Genomic DNA, 26,990 nt, shown 5'->3' with positions numbered 1-26,990 from the left:
GCATATCGGGTCGAGACCCCGACCATCAATCAATCTTTCATCGACTGTTCGCGCAGCGAGTCGGCCAAGAGGTTGAGCCCGAGCACGAACGACATCAGCGCGATCGTCGGCGGCAGCGCCGGGTGGATGAACGAGCGCAGCAGCCGGCTGGCATCCTTGATCGCGGTGCCCCAGTCCGGACTTTCCGGCGCCAGCCCCAACCCGAAATAACCGAGCGTGCCGAGCAGGATCGTGGTGTAGCCGATGCGCAGACAGGCATCGACGATCAGCGGTCCACGCGCATTGGGCAGGATTTCCCACAGCATAATGTACCAGGGCGACTCCCCGCGCGTCTGCGCCGCCGCCACATAATCGCGCGTCTTTATGTCCATGGTGAGCCCGCGCACGATACGGAACACGCCGGGGCTGGAGGCGAACACCACCGCCACGAAGATATTGAGCTGATTGGGATCGATATGGATGATCTTGAACGGATCGGCGTCGAAGACGAGGCCGGCATAGACCCAGCCGCCGATGATCAGCGTCAGCCCCAAAAGGATGTAGAGGCGGTCGGGGCGTTTCTTGTAGCGCGTCCAGAACAGCACGCTGAAGAAGATGATCGGAAACAGGAAGAACAGCCCGGCCATGCCGTAGGGGATCGGCGTGTCCATGATGCCCGGCGTCACCAGCAGGTAGAACAGAAGGATCACTGGGAAGGCCAGCACCAGGTTGGCCAGGAAGGAGAGCACCGTGTCGATCTTGCCGCCGTAATAGCCGGCCGGCAGGCCGAGCGTGATGCCGACCATCAGCGCAAAGCCCGTCGCCGCCGGCGCGATGACCAGCACGATCTGGCTGCCATAGACCATGCGGCTGAACACGTCACGAGCAAGCTTGTCGCCGCCGAAGAGATAGACGAGGCCCGATTGCGATTCCATCGCGCCGGGCAACGCATTCTTCATGAGCGGAACCTGGGCAAGCGGATCGAAGGGCGAAATGGTCGACGCAAAGATCGCCGTGAACAGCCAGAACAAACAGATGCCGACGCCAACGATGCCGACGCCGCTGTCGAAGAGCTGGCCGTAGAGGGCGAGCTTCTTCTTGTAGACGAAGCTCGCTCCCATCACCAGGATGATAGCGATCCAAACCGGCCAGAAACGCGCGAGCACGCCGAGCACGACATTGAAGGCGCTGAGATATTCGACCTGCATCCGCCCGATCTCCTACTGGACTCTGATACGCGGATTGAGAAACGCGTAGCCGACATCAGAAATGAGCTGGGTGATCAAGACGATGAACACTGAAACCAGCGAACAGCCGAGCAAAAGGTCGATGTCGTTGTTGCCGGCCGCCTCGACCAGCGTGTACCCAAAACCCTGGTAACGAAACATCACCTCGACGATGACAACGCCGGTAAGCAGCCAGGGAAACTGCAGCATGATAACGGTGAAGGGCGCGATCAGCGCGTTGCGCAGCGCATGCTTGATCACGACGCTGCTGAACGAGAGACCCTTCAGCCGTGCGGTGCGGATATATTGCTGCGTCATCACCTCGACCATCGAGGCGCGGGTCATGCGGGCGATATAACCGATGCCGTAGATCGCCAGCGTCATCACCGGCAAGGTGAAATTGTAGAAGGTGATACCCTGGCTGGCCGAGGCCGCCGAGCCATTCAGCAAGCCTAGCCACGAGGCGAAGATGACGGTGAAGATGACGCCCGACACATATTCAGGCGTCGCCGTCGACGCGATCGAGGCGACCGACAGCGTTCTATCCGTCCGCGTGCCCTCGCGCATGCCGGCAAGAATGCCGATCAAAAGCGAGATCGGCACCATCACCGCGAGCACGCACAACATCAGGATGCCGGTGGCGCTGAGCGCCGGAAACAGCTTTGACGCCACGGTGGTCTTGAACTTGGTCGAGCAGCCGAAATCGCCCTGCAGCACACCGGAGAATGTCGGCACGACCGGATCGTTGCAGAAGGAAAAACGCCGCGTAGGCTTGCCGGTCGCGGGGTCGGTCACCGGCTGCTTCGGCATCAGCCCCAGCCATTGGCCATAACGGACGAAGAAGTTCTGCCGATAGCCATGATTGACCAGCCAGGCCTCCAGCTGCTCGGCCGAGGTATGCATTTCTGTCTGGCTGATCGCCAGCTTCTTCAAATTAGGTTCGAGATTGATCAGGAAGAAGACGATCATCGTCAGGCACAGCATCGTCAATGCCATGGTGCCGAGACGCCTGAGAACAAAAGAAAGCATGGCGGCCCCCCTGCCGGTCTGGTTGGGGTTGGAGCCGGTTTGGAAAACCACCTCGGCCGCTGCCGGCAAAGCTGGCCGTCAAACGGGCCCTCGGATGCGATCAACCCTGTTATTGCACGACCTTCTCCGAAGAGTCCGCAACTTTTTGCTGCGCCGACTTCCGGTTATTGATTCGTGCGAGGAGTGAGGGGAAGGAGCGAAGCGCCCCTTCCCTGATCGGACCGATCACGCCTGGTCGAGCCAGACCTTGCCATAGTCGCGTTCGAAGGTCGGGTGCATCTTGTAGTTCTGCACCGCCTTGACCGAATGGCTGTAGAGCTTGCGCCAGTAGGGTTGGATGATGATGCCGGAATCCTGCAGGATCTGCTCGATGTCCTTCATCATTTCCTTGCGCTTTGCTGCGTCGGCGACAGCAAGCGCGGCATTGAGCTTGGCATCCCAGTCGGGGTTCGACCAGGCTGTCTCGTTCCACGCTTCGCCAGTGCGGTAGCCGATCGCAAGAACCTGGACGCCAAGCGGCCGCATGTTCCAGTTGGTCATCGACAGCGGATACTTGGTCCAGTCGTTCCAGAACGTCGAGCCCGGCAGCACCGTGCGCTTCACCTTGATGCCAGCGTCACGCATCTGCGCGGCGATCGCGTCGCCGGTGTTCTTGTGCCAGTCCTCGTCGACCGTGATCAGCTCGTGCTCGAAGTCGGCTTGGCCGGCTTCCGCCATCAGCGCCTTAGCCTTGGCCGGATCGCGTGCAACCTTCGCCAGCTCGTAATATTCCGGATGGATCTGGCAGACATGGTGGTTTTCGGCAACGGTGCCGGCATTGCCGTAACCGAGCTGGAGGACGACATTGTTGTCGACCGCGAGCTGCAGCGCGTTGCGAACCTTCTGGTCGCCATAAGGCTTGTTGTTGACGTTGGTACGGCAGACGATCGTCGAGGCGGTAACGATCTCCGACTTCACCAGGTCCATGCCGTCGAGGATCGACACATAGTCGGCCGATGTCTCGAAATTGGTGTGGACCTCACCGGCCTCGAAGGCGCTGACCATGGCTGCCGGATCGGTGCCGTAGTCGATGAACTCGATGCCGTCGAGGAAGACCTCGCCGTCCCACCACTTGTTGTCCTCGCGGCGCTTGTAGACCACCTTCTGGCCGACATCGTAGGAAACCAGTTCGAACGGGCCGGTGCCGATCGGGCAGGCTTTGAAATCGCCGCCCTTCTCGTCGAAGGTCTTATGGACTATGAGGCCGGGGTAGTCGCACATGTTCGGGATGAGGGCGATGTCAGGCTTGCCGAGCGTCAGCTTGATCGTGTGATCGTCGACCTTGGTCACGGCACTTTCGTCCAGCTTGTCGTCCTTGACCAGAGAGCCAAGGCGGCCGGGCATGGAATTGCCTTCGGCTTTCTTGTCAGCCCAGCGCTTGAGGTTGAAGATCACGTCATCGGCAGTAAATGCATCACCGTTAGACCAGGTCACGCCCTTGCGCACATGCAGCGTGTATTCGGTGGCATCGTCATTCACATCCCAGGATTCCAGAAGATAGGGGCGGAACGTATATTCGGTTGTGTACTTGACCAGCGGCTCGAGCGCCTGGCGCTCGGCATTGGCGATTTCCGACCAGTCTGACTTTCGCGGATCCTTGGGATCCTTGACCCACTGCGCGACCTTCAGCGTGCCGCCTTTCTTGCCCTGTACTTCTTCCGCCTTGGCCGGCGTCGGATCGGCGAGGCCGAGCAACCCGTAGGCCATCGCCGTCGAAGCGCCGAAGACACTGGCCAGGGCGAGGAATTCGCGGCGGTCCATCTTGCCTGCCTTGGCTTCTTCAGCCATCGCCAGGATGTGATCGGGAACGCGATCACCATTACTCTTGTAAATTGTCATGACTAACTCCCATTGTTGGCTTTCTGCCTTTTAACATTCCGCATCCGGGCCGTGATGTCAAAGAAGGCGCGGAAGGGAACATGCCAAGGAATGTGCAACTTTGGAAGCAAGGCAGTTCGCGTGATAACGACAGTCTTGACGCAAAATTGCTACTGCGCCGCAGATTTCGTCCGAATTTCCGCGGTCGATTAAACTGAGACATTCACTACGGCGCCGCGCGTCCTCTTGGACACGCAAAGGACGCTGTGGGGCTTTGATTTCGCGCGTGATCCCTCCCAAACCGAAGCTCAGCGCAGCCGTCGGCTGGTCAATACTCGCGTTCGTAGAAGACGCCGCCCTTGGCCTCGCCGGCGTCGGTGGCCTCGCCGCGCAGTTTAACGCCGCGCCCGACATTGAAATCGATCGCCGCCTTGCCAGACCCCGGTTTGTCGCCCTTCTGGATTGTCACATAGGTGCGGTCGTTGAGATACTTGCCTGCCGAGACCGCGGTGCCACCCTGTTCGTCGGTGATCACGTCGAGATCGTCGACACCGATTGCGCCGCGCAGGTTTTCCAGCAGCGAGGTTGAGCCGCCGATCCCGGCCAGTTGCCCGGCAGCTTCGGCAAGCTGCGCGATCTGCAGCGGCGACAGGTTCGACATCGAGCGGCCGAAGATCAACTGCGCCAGCACCTCGTCCTCCGGCAGTGCAGGCACGGACGAGAAGTTGAATTTCGGATTTGTCGCCTCGCCCGACACCACGATGGTGACCGTGGCGCTGCTGGTGGTCGATGTCGCCGTCAGGTTGAGGTAAGGCACCAGCGAACCCGAAAAGCCGACCGTACCTTCGGTGAAGGTCAGCCGCTTAGCGAGGATCGTCAGCCGCCCGCGCTGCAATGTGAAGTTGCCGACTGCCTGCGGTGCAGACGCCGGACCGGTCAGCTTCAGCGAGCCGCCAAGCTCGGCATCGACACCCCTGCCCTGAATGAAGATCTGGTTCGGCGCATTGACCGTGACATCCAGCGTGAGGCCGCTGCCGCCACCGCTGTTGCTGGCGGTCGCCGGGCGCAGCGCCCTGTCCTGCGCGCGCACGGCGCTCGGTGCGTTCTTGTGCTTGACGTCGAGCGCCTCCAGCGACCCCGGCAGTTTGTTGGGAACGGTAATGACGGTCTTGGCCAGGTTGATGGTGCCGGAAATCACCGGCGCCGAGGCGAGCGGCCCCTTGATGGTCAGGTCGCCGCTGAGATTGGCGGTGACCACCTTGCCGTCCGTGTAGCGGCCATCGACAAGCCTGACCGACAGGTCGGCTGGGAAACCTTGCGCCGGGTTGATGCCAACCGTGCCGCTGGCCGAAAGGCTGCCGCGGGTCGACAGCGTGCCGGTCAGGCGGTTGATCCTGGCAACGCCGCCGCCGATCAAAACGTCGGCGGCGATGTCGTTGACGGCAAGGCCGGAGCGCGCATCGAGCAGGCGAGAGCCGGCCGTGCGGACCGTGCCGCTGATTACCGGCGCCGTTGCCGGCCCGCGCACTTGTATGTTCACATCGGCCGTGCCGCTCAGCGACAGGCCTTGCGCGGCAAGCTTCTGGGTCAGGAAGGCGAACGGCACCTTGCCGGAGAAGTCGAGCGCAAGCGTGGGCGTGCCGGCGGTCGTCACCGTGCCGCCGCCCTTCAGGCCGAGGCCCGATCCGTCGCCGATATTGGCCTGGAAGGCCAGTTTGTTGCTGGCGAAGGTGCCGGAAGACGACACGCTCATGCCGCCGAAGCCGGCGCCGCGGGTCTGCGACGTCTGCACGCCGGCGGCATCGATGTTGAAGGCAACGGCAGGATTGAGCGGCGCGCCAGTCACCTTCACCGTACCCGAGATCGAGCCAGCGGCATCGAGGCCAGGCGAGAAACTGTTGGCGAGCGAGATCGGCACCCGCGCCAGCGCTGCGTTGAGATCGAGCGCTTGTCCAGCTTTGCCGGTCACCGTCGCCGTGCCGCCGCCGAGGTTGAGCACAAGCCGGTCCAGGCTCGTCGAGCCGTTGGCTATGGTGATGGTCGAGGTCTGGGCGATCGCCGCCTTGACGCCGCGCATCGTCGCCTGGCCGGAGGCAAGCTCGACCGTCGTCGTGCCGTTAGCCACCTTCACCCGGCCAGCGGCCTTCGCCGGAATGTCCTTGACAGTGGCGCCGCCGGAGAAGCCGGTCCAGTCGCCGTCGCGCTTGAGGTCGACATCGATACCGCGGATCACGGTGTCGCCCGAAGTAACGCTGTCGGCCCGGACCTTGCCGGAAATCACCGGTGCTGCGAGATAGTTGGCGATCAGCGCATCGATAGCGACTTTCTTTGCGGAAATATCGCCGCGCGAGATCGAAGCGGTGGTTGCCTTGACGGCGACGTTCGGGCCGTTGCCTGTCTTTGAGAAGGCAATCGTGCCGCGCACGTCGCCTTCGGCCTTTTCCAATGCCAGGGCAGCGAGCGGCCCAATATCGGGCACGTCGAGCGCCACCGTGCCGGCCGGCACGAAGGCGTCGTCGAGCGCGAGGTTGCCGGAAATCCTGTTCTTGCCCAGCGACAGCAACAGGCCGTTGATGGCGCGCTTGCCATCGGAGGTCGCCAGCACAGCACTGCCTTGCAAAGCCTGGCCCGCGACATTGCCGGTCAGCTGCACATTCGCTGCCGGATTGGCGGCGTCGGCCTTGCCAGTGGCGGTCAGCTTCAGCCCGGTGATTTCTCGCGCCGCCACCGAAAGCCTGTCGCTGTTGACCGTCAGCGACAGGTCCGGCGCAGTGCTCGCACCTTGCGCGTTCAGGGTAAAAGCGATGGCGCCTTGGGCGTCCTTCGACAGAAGCGAGATATCGGTCAGCGCGCCCTTGACGTCGGCGTTGACCTTGTTGTCGGCGAGACTGGCCTGCCCGTCGGCGCTGAGGGCGCCGGATACCAGCCTGACCGCACTGGCGCTGACATTGCCGTTGGCATCGCGCTTCAGTGCCGCGCTGAGTTGCGTCCGCTCGGCGAGCACCCCGCGCACGGCCGCCGGCAGTGCTGCGGACGCGGCATCGGCCTTCAGGTTGAGGTCAATGGCGCCGCCAGTCAGCGAGACCCGGCCGTTAAAGCCGCTGTCCAGTGCCTCGCCCTGCACCGAGCCGCTGTCGATGACGATGACATCTGTGGCGAGGCTGCCGGCAACCTTGGCCGTGATTTGTCCGGCGAGCAGCGGCGTGATGGTCGGATTGTCGAGGCCGATCTTGTCCACCGTCACCGTGCCGGAGATTGGCCCCGTGCGACCCTTCACGTCGAAGGCATCGGAGTGCAGCGCAAGCCTGATGCTCTCGACCTTGGCAAAATTCGTCGCGACCGAAGGCAGCACGGCGGAGATATTCAGTCTCGATTGCATGCCCTGCCCCGCGACCTTCACCGACATCGCTTGCAGCTCGAGATTGATCGGGCTTTCCGTGCTGCCGAGCGCCAGCGGCAGGCTAGGGCCGGTCGAGGCTAGGTCGAGAGAGAAATCGCTGGCGCCGTTCGGATTGACTGTGCCCGCTGCCTTGCCGGAAATCTTTTCGCCCGAGAGCGTGGCGTGGTCGATGACGATGCCGCCGGCTGTCGAAACCCTGCCTGCCGCGTCGACAGCGAGCGGCCCGAGCCCCGCCTGGCGCGTCTGGTTGGTCTCGGCGCCTGCCAGTTGCGCGTTGAACCGGATGTCGGGCGCCGAAGCAGAGCCCGTTACTTGCGCCGTTCCGCCGAGCGTACCCGCGGCGTCGAGGCCAGGCGAGAAATCATTGACGAGGGCAGCAGGCAGCGCGGAGAAGGTGGCTGCAAGGTCAAGCGTCTGGTCGGCGGTGCCTGACACCGACACCGAGCCACCGCCGACATCGAGCGTCAGCTTCTCGATGCTGGTTACGCCGTTGGCGACGGTCAGCATCGACGGTTGCGCGATCACTGCCTTGATGCCGCGAACGGTCGCCTCACCCGAAGCGAGTACGATAGCAGTCGTACCGTCCGCGATCTTCACCCGGCCGGCGGCGGTGGCCGGAATGTCCTCGACGGTGGCGCCGCCGGAAAACCTGGTCCAGTCGCCGTCGCGGCTGAGATCGACATCGATGCCGCGGATGACTGTGCCGCCGGAGGTGACGCTGTCGGCGCGGATTTTTCCGGAGATCACCGGTGCGGCCAGGTAATTGGCGATCAGCGCGTCAATGGTGATCTTTTCTGCGGAAATGTCGCCGCGCGAAATTGAATCCGTTGTCGCCTTGACGGCGACGTTCGGGCCGTTGTCGGTCTGCGAAAAGGCTATCGTGCCACGCACATCGCCCTTTGCGTTTTCCAGCGCTAGGGCTGCGAGCGGACTGATATCGGGCAGGTCCAGCGCCACCGTGCCGAGCGGCAAGAATCTATCGTCGAGAGCAAGGTCGCCCGAAACCTTGTTGTCGCCCAGCGACAGGCTAAGTCCGTTTATGGACCGCTTTCCCTGGCGCGTTACCAGCGACGCCTTGAAATCGAGTGGCTCGTCGTTGACGGACCCGGTGAGCGACACTTCAGCGGCGGGGCTGGCGATGTCGGCCTTGCCGGTGGCGGTGAGCTTCAGCCCGGTGATTTCTCGCGCCGCCACCGAAAGCCTGTCGCTGTTGACCGTCAGCGACAGGTCCGGCGCTGTGCTGGCGCCCTGCGCATTCAGGGCGAAGGCAAAGGCGCCCTTGGCATCCTTCGACAGAAGCGAGATATCGGTCAGCGCGCCCTTGACGTCGGCGTTTAGCTTGTTGTCGGCGAGACTGGCCTGCCCATCGGCGCTGAGGGCGCCGGATACCAGCCTGACCGCATTGGCGGTGATATTGCCGTTGGCGTCGCGCTTCAGTGCCGCGCTGAGCTGCGTCCGCTCGGCGAGCACGCCGCGCACTGCCTCCGGCAGTGCTGCCGACGCGGCATCGGCCTTGAGGTTGAGATCGATGGCGCCGCCGGCCAGCGATATTAGGCCGTTAAAGCCGCTGTCCAGTGCCTCGCTTGTCACCGAGCCACTGTCGATGACGATGGTGTCGGTAGCGAGATCGCCGGCGACCTTGGCAGTGATCTTTCCGGCGAGCAGCGGCGCGATGGTCGGATTGTCCGAGCTGATCTTGTCCGCTGAGACCGTGCCGGAGATCGGCCCCGTACGGCCTTTCAGATCGAAGGCGTCGGAATGCAGCGCAAGCGCGATGCCTTCGGCCTTGGCCAGGTTGGTGGCGACCGACGGCAGTGTCGCTGACATATTCAGCCTCGATTGCATGCCCTGCCCCGTGACCTTCAACGACAGCGCCTGCAACTCGAGATTGATCGGGCTTTCCGTGCTGCCGAGCGCCAGCGGCAGGCTGGGGCCGGTTGAGGTGAGGTCGAGCGAGAAATCGCTGGCGCCGTTCGGATTGATGATGCCGGCCGCCTTGCCGGAAATTTTTTCACCGGCAAGCGTCGCCTGATCGATGGCGATGCCTCCGGCGGTCGTGAAGCGGCCAGCGGCATTGAGGCTGAGCGGCCCAAGCCCGGCCTGGCGGGTCTGGCTGGTCTCCGCGCCAGCCAACCTTGCATTGAAGCGAATGTCTGGGCTCGCTGGCGATCCCGACACTTGCGCTGTGCCGTCGAGCGTGCCTGCAGCGTCGAGACCGGTCGAGAAATCATTGGCAAGGGCGGCCGGCAAGGCGGAGAAGGTGGCTGCCAGATCGAGCGTCTGGCCGGCGGTGCCTGATACGGTCACCGAGCCACCGCCGAGATCGAGCACCAGCCTTTCGATGTTGGTCATGCCATTGGCAATCGTGAGGCCCGATGGTTCGGCGATCGCCTTGATGCCGTGGACGGTGGCCTCGCCCGAAGCAATCTCGATGCTAGTGGTGCCGTTGGCGATCTTGACCCGGCCGGCCGCGGTGGCCGGAATACCGGCGATGGTGGCGCCACCGGCAAATCCGGTCCACTCGCCGTCGCGCTTCAGGTCGACGCCGATGCCGTTGATGACCGTGGTTCCCGACGTGACCGTATCGGCCTTGATCGTGCCGGAGATCGCTAGGTCCTTAAGGTAGTTGGCGACCAGTGCGTTGACGGCGATGGTTTTCGCCGCCAGGTCGCCGCGCGAAATGGAGGTGCTCGTTGCATCTATGGCGACCGTCGGCGCGCCATCGTTCGAGAAGCGGATTGTGCCCTGCACATCGCCTGCCGCCGTCTGCCCGGCAAGCGACGCCAGCGGACCAATGTCGGGCGCATAGAGCGTCAGCGTACCGAGCGGCAGCAAGCTGTCATCGAGCGCGAGGTCGCCCGAAACCTTGTTGTCGCCAAGCGACAGGCTGAGCCCGTTGACGGACCGCTTGCCGTCACTGGTGACCAGTGATGCCTTGAGATCGAGCGGCTGGTCGTCGACGGAGCCGGTCAGCGAGACATCGGCCGCGGGATTGGTGATGTCCGCCTTGCCGGTCGCACTCAATTTGATGGTCTTCACCGTGCGGTTGGACGCCGTCAGGCTGTCGCTGTTGGCCGAGACCGAGAAATCCGGCGCACTGCGGGCGCCGCTTGCCGTCAGCGCGAAATCGATGCCGCCTGCTACCGGCACGCCAACCATGGGCGACAGAACCGAAACATCGCCGAGCGTGCCCTTGATGTCGGCCTGGATGTCGGTGCCTTGCGCGCTGGCGGTGCCGCTGGCGCTGAGCGAGCCGGAAGAGAGTTCCAGCGAATTGGCCGCAAACGAGCCTTGCGGATCGCGGGTCGCGGTCGCCGAGAATTTCACCCGCGCGCCGAGAACCGCGCTGATCTGCGGCGGCAATGCCGTCGAGACCGCATCGGCGTTCATCTTGAGCTGCATCGACAGGTCGGCCAACGTAACCTTGGCCGTCAGCGAGGCGTTGAGCGCGTCGCTGCTCAGCGTGCCTCGATCGACGACGACTTCGTCCTTGCTGATCGAACCGGCGAGATCGGCCGCGACCTGGCCCGTCACCAGTGGCGCCAGCGTCGCGACATCGGTGTTCAGGCCGCTGGCCACAAGCTTGATGGTGACCGGGCCGCTACGGTTCTGGATGTCGAAGCCGTCGGAATGGATCGCGGCGGCCAGATCGTCGAGCCTCGTGCCGCCCGCCACCACCGAAACCAGCGATGCGCCGATGTCGACTATCGGCGTCTTGCCGCCACCGAACGCTCGGGCCGTGGCGCCCTTGATGGCGACGGTCACCGGCTGCGCCGCGCTGCCGACGCTGAGCACGATGGGCGGGCCCTTGGCGGTGAGTTCCACCGAAAGGTCGCTGGCACCATTGGGGTCGACAATGCCGGCGGCGGTGCCATGCACGGCATCGCTGTCGATGCTGGCGCGCTCGACATCGATACCGCCCGCCACGATCGCAGTCCCGGCAAGGTCGAAGCTGGTCCTGCCGGCAAACAGCGGTCTCAGCTTTTCCGGCAGGAAGCGCGCGAAGTCGCCGTCGCCCTTGGCTTCGACATGGTTGCCCCTGTCGGTGAGTTGGTGGCGGCCGGTGAGCTGGGTGACGATCCGGCCGTCGACGACGAAGGTACCGATGCCGCTCCAGTTGGCGACCGGGCCCGTGCCGGAGACGACGATGTCGACCGGAGGCGCATCTGGCAAATTGAGCAGATTGGCGATGATGCCGCCCGCCGGCTCGGATGCCTTCAGATCGAGGTCGAGCTTGTTGTTGGCGGGTGCGAAATGAACCTTGGCATCAACCGTGCCTTGCTTGCCGTCGCGCCGGGCGATGTTGAGGTTCGTCTCGACCGCCAGCGGCGACGCGCTGGCACTGAGTGCGCCTTTGGCAGTCAGTTCGGCGACGCCGCTACCGGCCAGATCCGGCCCGAGCGCGATTTCGGAAAGGTCAATCTGCTTGATGTCGATCGAAACCGGCAGCGTCGTCGTACCGCCTTGGCTCGGCTGCGTGCGGGCCACCGGCAATCGCGCCAGTTCGATGCGATCGGTGGCGATGCGGTCGGCGCTGAAACTTTTCCACAGGAGCGCCAGCGGCGACCAATCGACCGCCACATTACGGGCCACCAGCCAGGCGCCCTCGCGATCCTCCAGCACGACCTGGTCGAGCCTCAGCGCACCGGACCAGATACCGTCTATGCCGCTGACCGTGACCTTGCGGTCAGGCGTCGAGGCCATGGTCGAGACGATTCCGGCGAGATTGTCGCGGCCACGTTCGGTCTTGGTCAGCACGACAAGCGCACCGGCCGTCGCCGCCATCACTATCAGCAGCGTGTAAAGGACAATGCGAAGGATGCGCTTCAACATCTTCATCGTCAGAACGCCTGGCCGATACCGGCATAGATGCCGAAATGCGGATCACCGGGGTCGCGGTTGAGCGGCACGGCGGCATCGACGCGCAGTGGCCCGAATGGGGTTAAATAACGCACGCCGACGCCGGCGCCGACCTTCATGTCGGAAAAGTCCGGAAATTGTTTGGTCGAGACGGTGCCGGCATCGACGAACGGCACGATGCCGATCGTGTCGGTGACGGCAACGCGCATTTCGACCGACGTCTCGAAGAACGAAAGCCCGCCGATCGGCTGTCCGTCGATGTCCTTAGGGCCGATGCCCTGATAGGCATACCCACGCACCGAGCCGCCGCCGCCGGAGTAGAAGCGCCGGTCGGCCGGAACGTTCTGAAGACTGGTGCCGATGATCGAGCCGATGGCGGCGCGTTCGGCCAAGACAAATCTTCCACCGCTGTCGAGCGACTGGTAGGTCGATCCTTCGCCCTTCAGCTTGACGAAGGCAGCACCGCTCAAGATGTCGTAGCTCGGCTCGGCATAGGCCAGCGCCCTGAAGCCTTTCGTCGGATTGAGCCGGTCGTCGCGATTGTCAAAGACATATTGCAGCGGAATGCTGGCGATCAGATATCTGTGCTTACCGAAAGAATCGCGGATCCTCGAGTAGTCGAGCGCCACCTCTGCCGACACTGTCTGCCTCTTGTCGAGTTCGTAGGAGAGGCCGGTATTGCCCTTGACCGAGAAATGGTCATAGGCGTCGGGATGCTCGAGCACGGTCTTGACCCCAGCGAAGAATTTCGACGCCGGCCCGACTACGCCCGGTTTTTCGAACATGATGCCGGCATTGTAGTTGAGCTCGGTCAGGTCGTTGCTGCCGATGCCGCTGATCGCGCCGTCGATGCGCAGCTTTTCGGCACGGCCGAACAGGTTGCGGTGGCCCCAATAACCCTCGATACCCAGCCCCTCGGTATTGGAGAAGGAGCCGCCAAGACCGAAATAGCGCGGCTTGCGTTCGCTGACCTGGACGCCGATCGGGATGTTGCCTTCGGCATCGAGGCTATCGGCCTCCTTCAGCGTCACGCTATTGAACACTTCCAGCCCGAGTAGCCGGTCGCGCGCATCCTCGATCTCATCCGGCGAATATTGGCGCCCGCGCTTCAGGCCGGTCATGTATTCGGTGAAATCGCGGTCGACCTTCTCGGTACCTTCGACGGTTGTGTTGCCATAGCCGGCGACCGGCCCGGCCGCCACGGTGAGCGTCACGTCGAGAGTCGAGGTGGCGTGGTCGGCGACGATCTCGCTGCCCGTTATCTTGGCCAGCGGCCTGCCCTCCTGCTGCAGCGCCCGCACGATCAATGCCTCGGCCTTGAGCACCGCGCCGGAGCCGGCATCGCCGCCGGCGATCAGGCCGAAGTCGGCGCTCGCCAGCCCAGCCGCATCGCCTTCCAGCTTGATGTTGCCAAGCGTGAATTTCGGCCCGGCAGTAACGTTGATGGCCACGGGAATTGGCTGCGGGCCCGAGAATTCGGCGTCGGGCGGCAATTCGTCGAGCGGCTTGCCCTGAATGGTGATGGTGACGACACCTTCGTAGCGGGCATCCGCATAGAGCGCAGCGACCAGCTGCTCGCGGTCGCTGCGCGCCTTCGCCAACAGACCGAGCGAACCGGAAACTGGGTGCTCCTCGTCGGCCTTCAGCGTCGAGGCGTTCTCGAGTTTCTTAACCAGGCCCTTTTCGGCGCCATTCTTGTCGAGATTTGGTGCCTCGATGGTCACGGCATAGCGCAGCGGGTCGACGATATCGGCGTCTTCCTCCTCCGACGATCCCCACAGCTTGATGCCGAAAATCTCGAAAGCGACAGCATTTCTGCTTTCGGCTGTCAGTGCAATTGAGCATGTCAGGGCGAAAAGCAGGGCGCGCGAAAGCACCCGCCGTAGCGCGGATCCTCCCGACATCTGCCTTTCATGCGCCGACATTATAGCTCCACCCTAGCTCCCAAAGCTAAAATTGGAATGAAGTTCTGAATTGCTCGTAAAGGGGCCACAATCCAATTGTCTGAAATGGACAGGGCTTGGAATTCACACCTTCTGCGTCGCTGCAAGAAAGCGTGATCCCTGTCCTATGGAGGTACTGTCCGCATAACGGCCATCGGCCGGAAATGAAACCGTTGGCAGGCGGAACCTGCCGCGTCCTCGTGTTGACAAGCCTGACTGAAGCTTGAACATGCCTGGACGTAAGCAGTGTCTGGAGGGTGTAATGGCAATGCGCGCGGCCCGTGGTCTGTCGATCCTTATCCTGCTCTTCTTCGCCTGGGTCAGTGTCGCGCAAGCGGCCGAAGCACGGCGGGTCGTGACATCGGACAATTCCGACTATTTCGGCTTCGATCTGCGGTCCGACCAGAACGTCAGCCTCGACCAGTGCAAGACGACGTGCCTCGGCGACCCCGCCTGCCGCGCGTTCACCTACAACACCAAGGCCAAATGGTGCTTCCTCAAATCCGACTTTAATTCGCTGAAAACGTTCGACGGCGCCGTTGCTGGCAAGGTCGTCAACGTCGATGGCGATCCCGATATCGGCGCGCCGCCGGAACTTGCCTTCTTCCCGAACTGGATGGCCGACCAGGCCCAGCAATACCGCAACAAGCTCACCGACCCTGCCTACACCAAGCCGACCGAAGGGCTAACGGCGTTGAGGGCAGCTGCCGAGCAGGCGGCGCTGACCGGCGACCATCGCTCCGCCATGCAGAAATACGAGGCGGCGGTTTCGGTATTGCCTGATGACGGCCAGCTCTGGCTCGGCCTGGCACGCGAAACGCTCGCCGTATCGCCGATTGCCAGCACCTCCGAGCCGTCGACCTTGCCGGCAAACGCCACCTCCGCCGCCTTCAACGCCTACAAGCTCCTGCGTACCACCCGAACGCGCGCCGATGCGCTGGCGCTGCTCGGTGACGGGCTCGATCGCCGCGACCTCTACCGGCCGGCCCTGCAGGCCTACGAAGCGAGCCTCGCGCTGGTCAATTCGCCGGGAGTCAGGGCCGCCTATCAGGACCTCAAGGCTCGCAAGGGCTTCCGCGTCATCGATCACACTGTCGACGCCGACACCAGCGCGCCGCGCATCTGCGCCCAGTTTTCCGAGGAGCTGGTCAAGACCGGCGTCGACTATTCGCAGTTCGTCACCGTCGACAACGCGGCTCCCAAGGGTGTCGAAGCCAAGGACAAGCAGATCTGCGTCGAAGGGCTCGAGCATGGCCAGCACTACGACGTAACCTTCCGCGCCGGCCTGCCCGCCGCCATCGGCGAAGTGATCACCGCACCGGTAGTGCTGTCGATCTACGTGCAGGACCGTGCGCCTTCGGCCCGCTTCACAGGCGACAGCTTCGTGCTGCCTGCCGGCGCGCGCCGCGGCATACCGGTCGTCACCGTCAACATGAACACCGCTGAAATGAAGCTCTACCGCATCGGCGACCGTTCGCTGGCCCAGCTCCTGTCCGGCTACCAGTTCCTGCACCAGCTTGACAGCTACGATATCTCCAACATCTCCGATCAGATGGGCGAACCGGTCTGGCAGGGTAAGCTCGACATCGCTAACGATCTCAACAAGGAGGTCACCACCTCTTTCCCAGTCGACGAAGCACTGCCGCAGCGCAAGCCCGGCGTCTATGTGCTGACTGCGCAGCCGGTCGATGACCATGGCGACGACTATAATTCGCTTGCCACGCAGTGGTTCGTCGTCTCCGACATCGGCCTGTCGACCTATACCGGACAGGACGGGCTGAATGTCTTTACCCGTTCGCTGGGAACTGCCAAGCCGATCGCCGGCGCCGGGCTGACGCTGCTTGCCCGCAACAACGAGATCCTCGGTACAGCGACCACCGACGCCGAAGGTCGCGCTGTCTTCAACCCCGGCCTGACCCGTGGCGAAGGCGGCATGGTGCCGGCGGTGCTGATGGCCAAGCAGGGTGACAACGACTTCGTGTTCCTCGACATGGGCCGGGCCGGCTTCGACCTGTCCGACCGCGGCGTCGCCGGGCGCCCGGCGCCGGGCGCGCTCGACGTCTATGCCTGGACCGAGCGCGGCATCTACCGTGCCGGCGAGGATGTGCATGTCGCAGCCCTTGCCCGCGACGGCGCCGCCAACGCGGTCGAGAACCTGCCGCTGACCTTCATCTTCACGCGCCCCGACGGGCTCGAGAACCGCCGTATCGTCAGCGACGGCGCACCCGCCGGTGGCCATGCCGTCGACCTTCCGCTCGAACCCAACGCCATGCGCGGCACCTGGACGGTGTCGATCTACACCGATCCCAAGCAGGCGGCGGTCGCCAGCCAGATGTTCCTGGTCGAGGATTTCGTGCCGGATCGCATCGAGTTCGACCTGTCTTCCGACAAGCAGGAGATCGAACGGGGCGAAACCGCCAACATAACCGTCGACGGCCGCTTCCTCTACGGCGCGCCGGCCGCCGGCCTCGCGCTCGAAGGCGAGCTTACGCTGTCGACCAAGCGCGACTGGGACCGCTTCAAGGGCTATTCCTTCGGTCTTGCCGACGAGCAGTCGGCGGAACCGGCTGTGACGCCGTTCACCGGCCTGCCGGTGGTCGGTGACGACGGCAAGGCGACCTTCCCGGTTTCGGTCGACCAGTTGCCCTCGACCACCAAGCTGGTCGGCGCCAAGGTCACGGTCAGGATGCGCGAATCCGGCGGCCGCGCCGTCGAGCGCTCGCTCGACATCGGCATCCGGCCGCAAGGTCACATGATCGGCATCCGCCCGGATTTCGACGGCCGTGAGGTGCCGCAAGGCGGCACCGCGAAGTTCGGCCTGATCGCCGTCGATCCCGCCGGCAATCGCGAGGCGCTGAAGGGTGCGCAGTGGTCGCTGGTCAAGGTCGAACGCAATTACCAGTGGTACCGCTCCAACAATTCCTGGAACTATGAGCCCGTCACCTTCACCAAGTCGGTGGCCAACGGCCAGGTCGACCTGACCGCCGATACCGAGGCCACCGTCTCGTTGCCGGTCGACTGGGGCCAGTACCGGCTCGAGATCGAGACATCAGATCCGGAAGGCCCGGCGACCAGCTATGAGTTCGATGCCGGCTGGTATGTCTCCTCCACCACCACCGAAACGCCTGATGGCCTCGAGATCGCCCTCGACAAGGACACCTATGCAGCGGGCGATGTGGCCAAGCTAAAAATCTCGCCGCACTTTGCCGGTGAATTGCTCGTGACCATCGGCGCCGACAAGCTGTTGAAGACCGTCACCGCGACGGTTCCGGCCGGCGGCAGCACCGTCGACATCTCTGTCGGCGACGACTGGGGCGCCGGCGCCTATGTCACGGCAACGCTGTTCAGGCCGGGCGATGCGCAGGAAACGCGCATGCCGGCACGCGCCATCGGCGTGAAATGGCTGAAGGTTGATCCAGGCCCGAAGAAGCTTGCTGTCACCTTGACGCCGCCGGACCAGACCATGCCGCGCAGGCAGCTATCGATCCCGGTTTCCGTGGCCGGCGCGCAGCCGGGCAGCAACGCCTATGTCATGGTCGCGGCCGTCGATGTCGGCATATTGAACCTTACCAACTACAAGGCGCCGGATCCGGAGAACTGGTTCTTCGGCCAGCGCATGCTGGGACTGGAGGTTCGCGACCTCTACGGCCGCCTGATCGACGGCTCGCTGGGCACCACCGGCAAGCTGCGTACCGGCGGCGACGGCGCCAACATGCAGTCGCAAGGCAGTCCGCCGACCGAAAAGCTGGTCGCCTTCTTCTCCGGCCCGGTCCAGCTCGACGCCGACGGCAAGGCGCGGATCGACTTCGACATTCCGCAGTTCAACGGCACCGTGCGCGTCATGGCCGTTGCCTGGACCAGGGAAGCGGTCGGCCACGCCCAGTCCGACGTGATCGTGCGCGATCCGGTGGTAATAACTGCCGGCCTGCCGCGCTTCCTGGCGCCCGGCGATTCCGCCGTCATGCGGCTCGACGTCGCCGACACCGACGGTCCGGCCGGCGACTACCAGCTGACCATCGACACGACCGGCGATCTTTCGACCGGCAATGCCGCCCTGCCCGAGAAGCTGACGCTGGCCAAGGGCAAGCGGCAGACGCTGACTGTGCCGCTGATCGCGCAGACCCCGGGCAACGCTTCAATCACCGTCAAGCTGGCCCATGCCGACGGCACCGCGGTCGAGCAGACGCTGTATGTGCCGGTGCGCCCGGCGCAACTGCCGGTCACCACCCGCATGGTTGTCGAGCTTAAGGAAAATGGCGGTTCGCTGCGCGTCGACAAGGAACTTCTGGCGGCAAGCCTGCTCGAAGGCGCGTCGGTTAGCGTAGGCGTTTCGCAGGCCGCCGCCTTCGACGTGCCGTCGCTCTTGATGACGCTCGACCGTTACCCCTATGGCTGCGCCGAGCAGACCACCAGCCGCGCCATGCCGCTTCTCTACGTCAACGAGATGGCATCGGGCATCGGCATGGCCAGCGACCCCGACCTGCATGGCCGGATCCAGGACGCCGTCTACAAGGTGCTGAGCTACCAGGCCTCGGCCGGCAGTTTCGGCCTTTGGGGTCCGGGCTCCGGTGATCTCTGGCTCGACGCCTATGTCACCGACTTCCTGACAAGGGCGCGCGAGCAGAAATACGACGTGCCGAGCCTGGCGATCAGCCAAGCGCTGAGCAACCTGCAGAACTCGCTCGGCTACGACCAGGACGTCCAGGGTCGCGGCAGCGAGATCGCTTATGCGCTTTATGTGCTGGCCCGCAACAAGAAGGCTTCGATCGGCGACCTGCGCTACTATGCCGACACGCAGCTCGAAGCTTTTTCGAGCCCGATGGCCGTTGCCCAGCTGGCGGCTAGCCTGGCGCTTTACGGTGACACGCAGCGTTCGGAAACCACCTTCCAGGCGGCGTTGCAACTAGCCCAGTCGACCTCCGAATACGACTATTACCGGTCGGATTACGGCTCGCCGCTGCGCGACGGCGCGGCGATGCTTGCGCTTGCAGCCGAAAGCAAACCGGTGCCGACCATCGTGCCGGTGCTGATCAGGATGGTGGCGAGGGAGCGCGCCAACGCCCGCTGGACCAGCACCCAGGACGAGTCCTGGATGCTGTTGGCAGCACGTGCGCTCAAGGCCGGCAATGATACGATTACGCTGACTGTCAACGGCGCGCCACATGCCGGCGGCTATTCGGACCAGATCGCCGGCAGCGACCTGGCTGACAGTCCGCTCACCATCGCCAACACCGGCAAGACCCCGCTGCAAGCGGTGGTCACCACTGTGGCCTCGCCGATCCAGCCTCTGCCGGCCAGCGGCAGCGGTTTCACCATCGAGCGCACCTACTACAAGCTCGATGGTACCGAGGCCAATGTGTCGGAGGTCGAGCAGAACGAACGCTATGTCGTCGTGCTCAAGATATATGAGCAGAACAGGTGGCCTTCGCGCCTGCTTATCACCGATCTCCTGCCGGCCGGCTTCGAGATCGACAATCCAGGCCTAGTCTCCAGCGCCCAGCTGTCCAACTTCTCCTGGCTGGGGCAGACCGACGCCGCCCATCTCGAATTCCGCGACGATCGTTTCGTCGCGGCCTTCAATCCGAACGATGGCGACGGCGACCGCAACATTACGCTGGCCTATGTCGTGCGAGCGGTGACGCCGGGCACCTATGCACATCCGGCAGCAACCGTCGAGGACATGTACCGGCCGCAATATTCGGCCCGCACCGCGACCGGCATGATGGAGGTCAAGGCGCCATAACGATGGAAGCGCTGCGCAGGATCGCGGTCTGGACGGCGGCGGGCGCCGGCCTGCTGGCGCTTTCCGCCGTCGCTCTCTGGCGACTCGACCGTGCCTTTCCGCCGCCGCTTCCGGCTAGCCTTACAGTGTCGACCGAGGTGCAGGACCGCGACGGCCAGCTGTTGCGTGCCTTCGCCACGCCGGACGGCTATTGGCGGCTGGCCACAAGCCTCGACCAGGTCGACAGGCAGTTCGTCGACATGCTGGCCACCTATGAGGACAAGCGCTTCTGGGACCACAAAGGCGTCGACGTGCTGGCGCTGGCCCGCGCCGCCGGCCAGTTCGTCACCAGCGGCCATATCGTCTCCGGTGGCTCGACGCTGTCGATGCAGCTTGCCCGGCTGATCGAGCCGCGCGACAGCCGCAGCATTGGCTCCAAGATCAAGCAGATGCTGCGCGCCATCCAGATCGAGCGGCGTCTGTCGAAGCGCGAGATCCTTGAACGCTACCTGACGCTGGCTCCCTATGGCGGCAACCTCGAAGGCGTGCGTGCCGCCTCGCTGGCCTATTTCGGCAAGGAGCCGAAACGACTGACGGTTTCGGAGGCAGCGCTGCTCGTCGCCCTGCCGCAGCTGCCGGAAAAGCGCCGGCCCGACCGCAACCTCCAGGTCGCCCATGCCGCTCGCGACCGGGTGCTGACCCGCATGATTTCGGCCGGCCTGCTCGGCGAACGCGAGGCAGCCAGGGCCGCGCTCGACGACGTTTCCAGCCTCCGGCGCACGCTGCCGGCGTTCGCAGCTCATGCCGCCTATGCGATGCTGCCCAAGGCCGTCCCCGGTCAGCCGCTAAGACTGACGATCCGCAAAAGTGTCCAGGAAGGGCTGGAGCAGGTGGCCAAGGACGCTGCCGCCAAGCTCGGCCCCCGCCTGTCCGTCGCCATGGTGCTGGCCGATGCCCGCACCGGCGATATCCTTGGCGAGGTCGGCTCGGCCGATTTCTTCGACGCCAGCCGCTCTGGCTGGATCGATATGACCAGGGTCGTCCGCTCGCCCGGCTCGACACTGAAGCCGTTCATCTATGGGCTCGCCTTCGAACAGGGACTGGTTGCGCAGGAAACGTTGATCGAAGACAGCCCGGCCGATTTTTCAGGCTACCGGCCGAAGAATTTCGACATGGGCTATCAGGGCGACGTCAGCATCAGACAGGCGCTGCAACTGTCGCTCAACGTGCCGGCAATCCGGGTGCTCGACGCTGTCGGGCCGGCGCGGCTGACGGCGCGCTTTCGGCGGGCCGGAGTTATGCCGGTGCTGCCCGTCAACGAAGCGCCGGGCCTGGCGATTGGCCTTGGCGGCGTCGGCGTGACGCTGCGCGATCTCGTCCAACTCTATACCGGACTCGCCAATGGCGGCAAGGCGCACACGCTGCATGACGGCACCGAGCCGGCGAATACCGAACGCTCCACCGCCACCATCCTCGACGACCAGGCGAACTGGCAGGTCACCGACATATTGTCTGGCGTCAAGCCGCCCGAGGGCGCCGCCCAGCGCGGCATCGCCTACAAGACCGGCACCTCCTACGGCTACCGCGACGCCTGGTCGGTCGGCTTCGACGGCCGCTACGTGCTGGGCGTCTGGGTCGGCCGCCCCGATGCCGGCGCGGTGCCAGGTCTGTCAGGTTATGTCTCTGCCGCACCCATCCTGTTCGACGGTTTTGTCCGTTCTGGCCTGGCCGCAGTGCCGCTGCCAGGCAAGCCGGCCGGCGTCATCAGGCCGAAGCGCGACGAACTGCCGGTGACTCTGGCGCGCTTCGGTGCCGGCACCGACGGGCTGGTGCAGGCCACGCCGACCGAGCCCGCGCCGACGATCATCTTTCCGCCCGACGGCGCGCGTGTCGATCTCGATACCAATTCGGCCGACGCTTCGCCGCTGGTGCTGAAATTGCAAGGCGGCCGCGCGCCCTTCCGCTGGCTGGCCAACGGCAAGCCGCTGGTCGGCATCGACCGGCGGCGCACCGCCACCTGGCAGCCGGACGGCGCCGGCTACTCGACCCTGACGGTGATCGACGCGGCAGGACGCGCGGCGAGCGTGAAGGTGTTCGTCGAGTGAAAGTGCCCATTGAATAGAATACGCCAAACGATTCAGCGCATTGCGTTTTGCGCCGTGCTTCCCCTCGCCTTCCCTCTGCCGGCGCGTGCCGCCGAGCTTCCCACCAGCTTTGTTCGGCTGGCCGACGTCGATCCCACCATCCGGCAGCCGGCGTCGAAAATTTCCTGCACCGCAAGGCCAGCGGGTACGACGCGCCGGTGTGCATCCTCACCAGCAGGCGGCGGTAGCGCTTTCCGGCGTGCAGAAAGCGATTGCCGCTGACGGGCTGACGCTGGTCGTCTTCGACTGCTACCGGCCGGCGCGCGCCGTCTCCGACATGGGCGAATGGACAAGGCAGGGCGGACCACCCGACCCGCAATGGTACCCCAAGGTCAGGCGCAACGACCTCATCGCCAAGGGCTATGTCGGCGAATTGTCTACCCATTCGCGCGGCTCGACCGTCGATGTCGCCATCGCGCGAGCCGACCGCAAGAGCGCGCCAAAACCGGCCTGCGGCGCAGCCGATGCCGACACGCTCGATTTCGGTACCGGCTTCGACTGCTTCGACCCGGCAAGCGAGACCGCCCATCATCCTCTCGCCGGCGAGGCGACGGCAAACCGGAAAAGGCTTGTCGATGCCATGCGCACCGGTGGCTTCAGGAATTACGCGCGCGAATGGTGGCATTTCACACTGGAAAACGAGCCGTTTGCCAAGCAGCGCTTCGATTTTCCCGTCGCCGCCGAGTGAAAACACTGGCTGCAGCGATCGTGAACCGCATTCACAGTAGCAGCCTTGCCGACGTGTGGGCTGCTTCTAGTTAGATCGCTTCACGACGCCGAAATCCGGCTACGGCCTCACGAGGAAAAAATTTCTTCCCATGCGAAAATCTAGGCGAAAAATTCCTTCGAAAGGGCAAAAAAGGCAACAATGAATGCATCTAATTTCTATCAAGTCGGTAGATTTGGCGTGAGTTCAACGGAGGCAGAAATGACCAACCCTCATTTCAGGAAACTGCTCGGCGCACTGGTCGCCACATCTGTCCAGTTCGGCACCCTCGGTTTCGCGTTTGCCGATACCACCATTCTCAACGTGTCCTATGATCCGACGCGTGAACTCTACAAGGCCTATGACGAGGCTTTCGCCGCCCACTGGAAAACCGAAACCGGCGAGACGGTCACCATTCAGCAGTCGCATGGCGGATCGGGCGCGCAGGCCCGCGCCGTGATCGACGGCCTCGACGCCGACGTGGTGACGCTGGCGCTGGAGGGCGACATCAACGCCATCGTCTCGAAAACCAAGAAGATCAATCCCGACTGGCGGACAAAGTTCGAGAACAATTCAGCGCCCTATACCTCGACCATCGTATTTCTCGTCCGCAAGGGCAATCCGAAGGGCATTCACGACTGGGGCGACCTGGTCAAAGAGGATGTCCAGGTGATCACGCCCAACCCGAAGACCTCGGGCGGCGCGCGCTGGAATTATCTCGCTGCGTGGGCCTACGCCAACGCCAATAACGGTGGCGACGAAGCCAAGACCAAGGAATTCGTCGGCAACCTCTATTCCCATGTTCCGGTGCTTGACGCCGGCGCGCGCGGCTCGACCGTGACCTTCGCGCAAAAAGGCCTGGGCGACGTGTTGCTCGCTTGGGAAAACGAGGCCTATCTGGCGCTTGACGAATTCGGCGCCGACAATTTCGACATTGTCTATCCGCCAACCTCGATCCGGGCCGAACCGCCGGTCGCGGTGGTCGACGCCAATGTCGATGCCAAGGGCACACGAAAAGTCGCCGAAGCCTATCTGAGCTACCTCTATTCCAAGGAAGGCCAGACGATCATCGCCAAGAACCATTATCGTCCGGCGAAGCCCGACCTGGTGCCGGCGGAGGATCTTGCCAAACTGCCCGAGATCAAGCTGATCACCGTCGACGATCCGCTTTTTGGTGGCTGGAAGAAAGCACAGCCTTATCATTTCGGCGATGGTGGTATATTCGACCAGATCTACAAGCCGGCCCAGTAAGCTAAGACCTGGATCAGGACGACATGACCACAGCACCCGCGCAGGCGGGGTGGCGGTTCAGACAGCCGAGCGTCATTCCAGGTTTCGGATTGATGCTCGGCTTCTCGCTTGCCTACCTCACCCTCATCATCCTCATCCCCCTGTCCGGGCTGGTTTGGCGCTCGGCAGCGCTCGGCTGGGCCGACTTTTGGGCGATTGTCATCGACCGCCGCACCATCAATGCGCTTGGGATTAGCTTCGGCGCCGCCTTCGCCGCCGCTGTCGTCAATGTCGTCTTCGGCACGATCGTCGCCTGGGTGCTGGTGCGTTATCGCTTTCCGGGCCGTCGCATCGCCGATGCCATGGTCGATCTGCCCTTCGCGCTGCCGACCGCTGTGGCCGGCATCGCGCTGACCACGCTCTACGCCCCGAACGGCTGGATCGGCAAGCTGCTGATGCCGCTCGGCATCAAAGTCGCCTATACGCCACTCGGCATTGTCATTGCGCTGGTCTTCATTGGGCTGCCCTTCGTCGTGCGCACCGTGCAGCCGATCATGGAGGAGATTGACAAGGAGGTGGAGGAAGTAGCCGCCACGCTTGGCGCCAGCCGTTTCCAGATTATCACCCGCATCTTGTTTCCCGGTTTGGCGCCAGCCATCATCACCGGTTTCGCGCTGGCGTTCGCGCGTGGCGTCGGCGAGTACGGCTCCGTCATCTTCATCGCCGGCAATCTGCCTTACAAGTCCGAGATCGCGCCGCTCCTGATCGTCATCCGGCTGGAGGAATACAACTACCCGGCGGCGACCGCGATCGCGACGATCATGCTGGCACTGTCGTTCGTAATGCTCCTGGTCGTCAATCTGGTGCAATCGTGGAGCCGCAAACGCTATGGCTGACCCCGAGATCAAATCCTACGAGCCGTACCACGAAAGCCTGTCCGCGGCGGTTACCGAAAGCCGGCCGGTGCGGGCGGCGCTGATGATTGTGGCTTTTGCCTTCCTCGGCGTTTTCCTGCTGTTGCCGCTGATCGTCGTCTTCAACGAAGCCTTCGCCAAGGGAATCGGTACCTACACGGAGGCGCTGGCCAGCCCCGACACGCGCTCCGCGATCCGCCTGACACTGCTGGTGGCGGCGATCTCGGTACCACTCAACATCGTCTTCGGCATCTCCGCCGCCTGGGCGATCGCCAAGTTCGAGTTCACAGGCAAGGCCTTCCTGACCACGCTCATCGACTTGCCTTTCTCGGTTTCGCCGGTCATTTCCGGACTGGTCTACGTGCTTTTGTTCGGCGCGCAAGGCCTGCTCGGCGCCTGGCTGAAGGCGCATGGCATCGTCATCCTGTTTGCCGTGCCGGGCATCGTGCTGGCCACCATCTTCGTCACCTTCCCCTTCGTCGCACGCGAACTGATCCCGCTGATGCAGGAACAGGGCAATGGCGACGAGGAGGCAGCGCTGTCGCTCGGCGCCAATGGCTCGCAGACCTTCTGGTACGTGACGCTGCCCAACGTCAAATGGGGATTGCTCTACGGCGTGCTGCTGTGCAATGCCCGCGCAATGGGCGAATTCGGCGCGGTGTCGGTCGTGTCGGGGCACATACGCGGGTTGACCAATACCATGCCGCTGCATGTCGAAATCCTATACAATGAGTACAACGCAGTCGCCGCCTTCGCCGTCGCTTCGCTGCTTGCCGGCTTGGCGCTCGTCACGCTGGTCTTGAAAACACTTCTCGAGATGCGCTACGGCGCCGAGATCGCCGCGGTGCGCGGACACTAGATGCACGTGGCCCAAAAGTGCGTAGCGGTTTTGGGGTAACGACATGCATCGACAAAAAAGGGACGGTTGATGGAAGTCCGCATTACCAACGTACGCAAGGAGTTTGAGCGGTTTCCGGCTCTCCACGACGTATCGCTTGACATCAAATCCGGCGAGCTGATCGCGCTGCTCGGACCTTCCGGTTCAGGCAAGACGACGCTGCTCAGGCTGATCGCCGGGCTGGAGCAGCCGACCAAGGGCGCGATCTTCTTCGGCGAGGAGGACGCCTCGCACAAGTCGATCCAGGAGCGCAATGTCGGCTTCGTCTTCCAGCACTATGCGCTGTTTCGCCATATGACGGTCGCCGACAATATCGGTTTCGGCCTCAAGGTGCGGCACGGCGCGGCGCGTCCGTCGGCGAAGGAAATCCGCCGCCGCGCTTCTGAGTTGCTCGACCTCGTTCAGCTCTCGGGTCTCGAAAAGCGCTATCCGGCACAGCTTTCAGGCGGCCAGCGCCAGCGCGTGGCGTTGGCGCGTGCCATGGCGATCGAACCGCGTGTGCTATTGCTCGACGAGCCGTTCGGCGCACTCGATGCCCAGGTGCGGCGCGAACTGCGCCGCTGGCTGCGCGATATCCATGACGCTACCGGCCACACCACGGTTTTCGTTACTCATGACCAGGAAGAAGCGCTGGAGCTTGCCGACCGCGTCGTTGTGATGAGCCAGGGCCGCATCGAGCAGGTCGGCTCCGCCGACGAAATCTACGACACGCCGAACTCGCCCTTCGTCTACAGCTTCATCGGCGAATCGAGCTCGGTCCCGGTCAAGGTCGAGGACGGCGAGGTCTGGATCGCCGATCGTCCGATCGGACTGTCCGCGCCACATGTACCGAACGGCGAGGCCGTACTGTTCTTTCGACCGCACGATATCGAATTGCTGGACAGTTGCAACGGCTGCATCGCCGGCACGGTCGCCGCCAGCCGCCGGCTTTCGGGCACGAGACGGGTAGAGCTCGAAATCGGCGGCGAACGCCAACGGGTCGAGATCGAGCTGCCTGTCGACCATCCGGCGGCGCAAAAGAGCCGGGTGGCATTCCGGCCGGGGCGTTGGAAGCTTTTTCCAGTCGCCTAGACCATGATCCT

General features: G+C 63.7%; 12 protein-coding genes. 7 read left to right on the top strand and 5 right to left on the bottom strand.

Translation table 11 applies throughout. The features are described 5' to 3' along the window. Window positions 1-29: 29 nt before the first annotated feature. The 5 genes from EN859_RS10195 to EN859_RS10175 all read right to left on the bottom strand — a co-directional run bounded on the left by EN859_RS10195 (window position 30) and on the right by EN859_RS10175 (window position 14,276). Window positions 30-1,187: an ABC transporter permease gene (locus EN859_RS10195; protein WP_127853230.1), complete on the bottom strand. Its 1,158-nt coding sequence runs from the start codon at window positions 1,185-1,187 to the stop codon at window positions 30-32. 12 nt (window positions 1,188-1,199) lie between these two features. Beyond that, window positions 1,200-2,234 carry an ABC transporter permease gene (locus EN859_RS10190; RefSeq protein ID WP_127853229.1) on the bottom strand — a complete coding sequence of 345 codons (1,035 nt, stop codon included), beginning with the start codon at window positions 2,232-2,234 and terminating at the stop codon, window positions 1,200-1,202. Window positions 2,235-2,459: 225 nt separating this feature from the next. Further along, window positions 2,460-4,112 carry an ABC transporter substrate-binding protein gene (locus tag EN859_RS10185; RefSeq protein ID WP_127853228.1) on the bottom strand — a complete coding sequence of 551 codons (1,653 nt, stop codon included), beginning with the start codon at window positions 4,110-4,112 and terminating at the stop codon, window positions 2,460-2,462. 307 nt (window positions 4,113-4,419) lie between these two features. After that, window positions 4,420-12,330 carry a translocation/assembly module TamB domain-containing protein gene (locus EN859_RS10180; RefSeq protein ID WP_245525519.1) on the bottom strand — a complete coding sequence of 2,637 codons (7,911 nt, stop codon included), beginning with the start codon at window positions 12,328-12,330 and terminating at the stop codon, window positions 4,420-4,422. 2 nt (window positions 12,331-12,332) lie between these two features. Next, window positions 12,333-14,276, bottom strand: a complete 1,944-nt coding sequence (locus tag EN859_RS10175; RefSeq protein WP_127853227.1) for an autotransporter assembly complex family protein — start codon at window positions 14,274-14,276, stop codon at window positions 12,333-12,335. 280 nt (window positions 14,277-14,556) lie between these two features. Between EN859_RS10175 and EN859_RS10170 the strand changes: the two genes are divergently transcribed. The 7 genes from EN859_RS10170 (at window position 14,557) to EN859_RS10140 (ending at window position 26,979) form a co-directional block, all read left to right on the top strand. Then, complete coding sequence (locus EN859_RS10170) at window positions 14,557-20,037, top strand: alpha-2-macroglobulin family protein (protein WP_127853226.1); 5,481 nt, start codon at window positions 14,557-14,559, stop codon at window positions 20,035-20,037. 2 nt (window positions 20,038-20,039) lie between these two features. Then, window positions 20,040-22,121: a penicillin-binding protein 1C gene (gene pbpC / locus EN859_RS10165; protein WP_127853225.1), complete on the top strand. Its 2,082-nt coding sequence runs from the start codon at window positions 20,040-20,042 to the stop codon at window positions 22,119-22,121. A gap of 199 nt (window positions 22,122-22,320) precedes the next feature. Continuing rightward, entirely contained in the window at window positions 22,321-22,848 is a 528-nt protein-coding gene (locus tag EN859_RS10160; protein ID WP_245525518.1) for a M15 family metallopeptidase, read from the top strand. A 240-nt stretch (window positions 22,849-23,088) separates the two neighbouring features. Then, entirely contained in the window at window positions 23,089-24,117 is a 1,029-nt protein-coding gene (locus tag EN859_RS10155; RefSeq protein WP_127853224.1) for a sulfate ABC transporter substrate-binding protein, read from the top strand. Between the two features lie 23 nt (window positions 24,118-24,140). Further along, window positions 24,141-24,992 carry a sulfate ABC transporter permease subunit CysT gene (gene cysT / locus EN859_RS10150; protein ID WP_127853223.1) on the top strand — a complete coding sequence of 284 codons (852 nt, stop codon included), beginning with the start codon at window positions 24,141-24,143 and terminating at the stop codon, window positions 24,990-24,992. Next, entirely contained in the window at window positions 24,985-25,869 is an 885-nt protein-coding gene (cysW, locus tag EN859_RS10145; protein WP_127853222.1) for a sulfate ABC transporter permease subunit CysW, read from the top strand. The genes cysT and cysW overlap by 8 nt, the downstream gene beginning before the upstream one ends. Window positions 25,870-25,938: 69 nt before the next feature. After that, complete coding sequence (locus EN859_RS10140) at window positions 25,939-26,979, top strand: sulfate/molybdate ABC transporter ATP-binding protein (RefSeq protein WP_127853221.1); 1,041 nt, start codon at window positions 25,939-25,941, stop codon at window positions 26,977-26,979. Window positions 26,980-26,990 lie beyond the last annotated feature (11 nt).

Source organism: Mesorhizobium sp. M00.F.Ca.ET.216.01.1.1 (genome assembly GCF_004010325.2).
Classification (GTDB): Bacteria; Pseudomonadota; Alphaproteobacteria; order Rhizobiales; family Rhizobiaceae; genus Mesorhizobium.
This window is presented reverse-complemented; position numbering and strand designations above follow the sequence as displayed.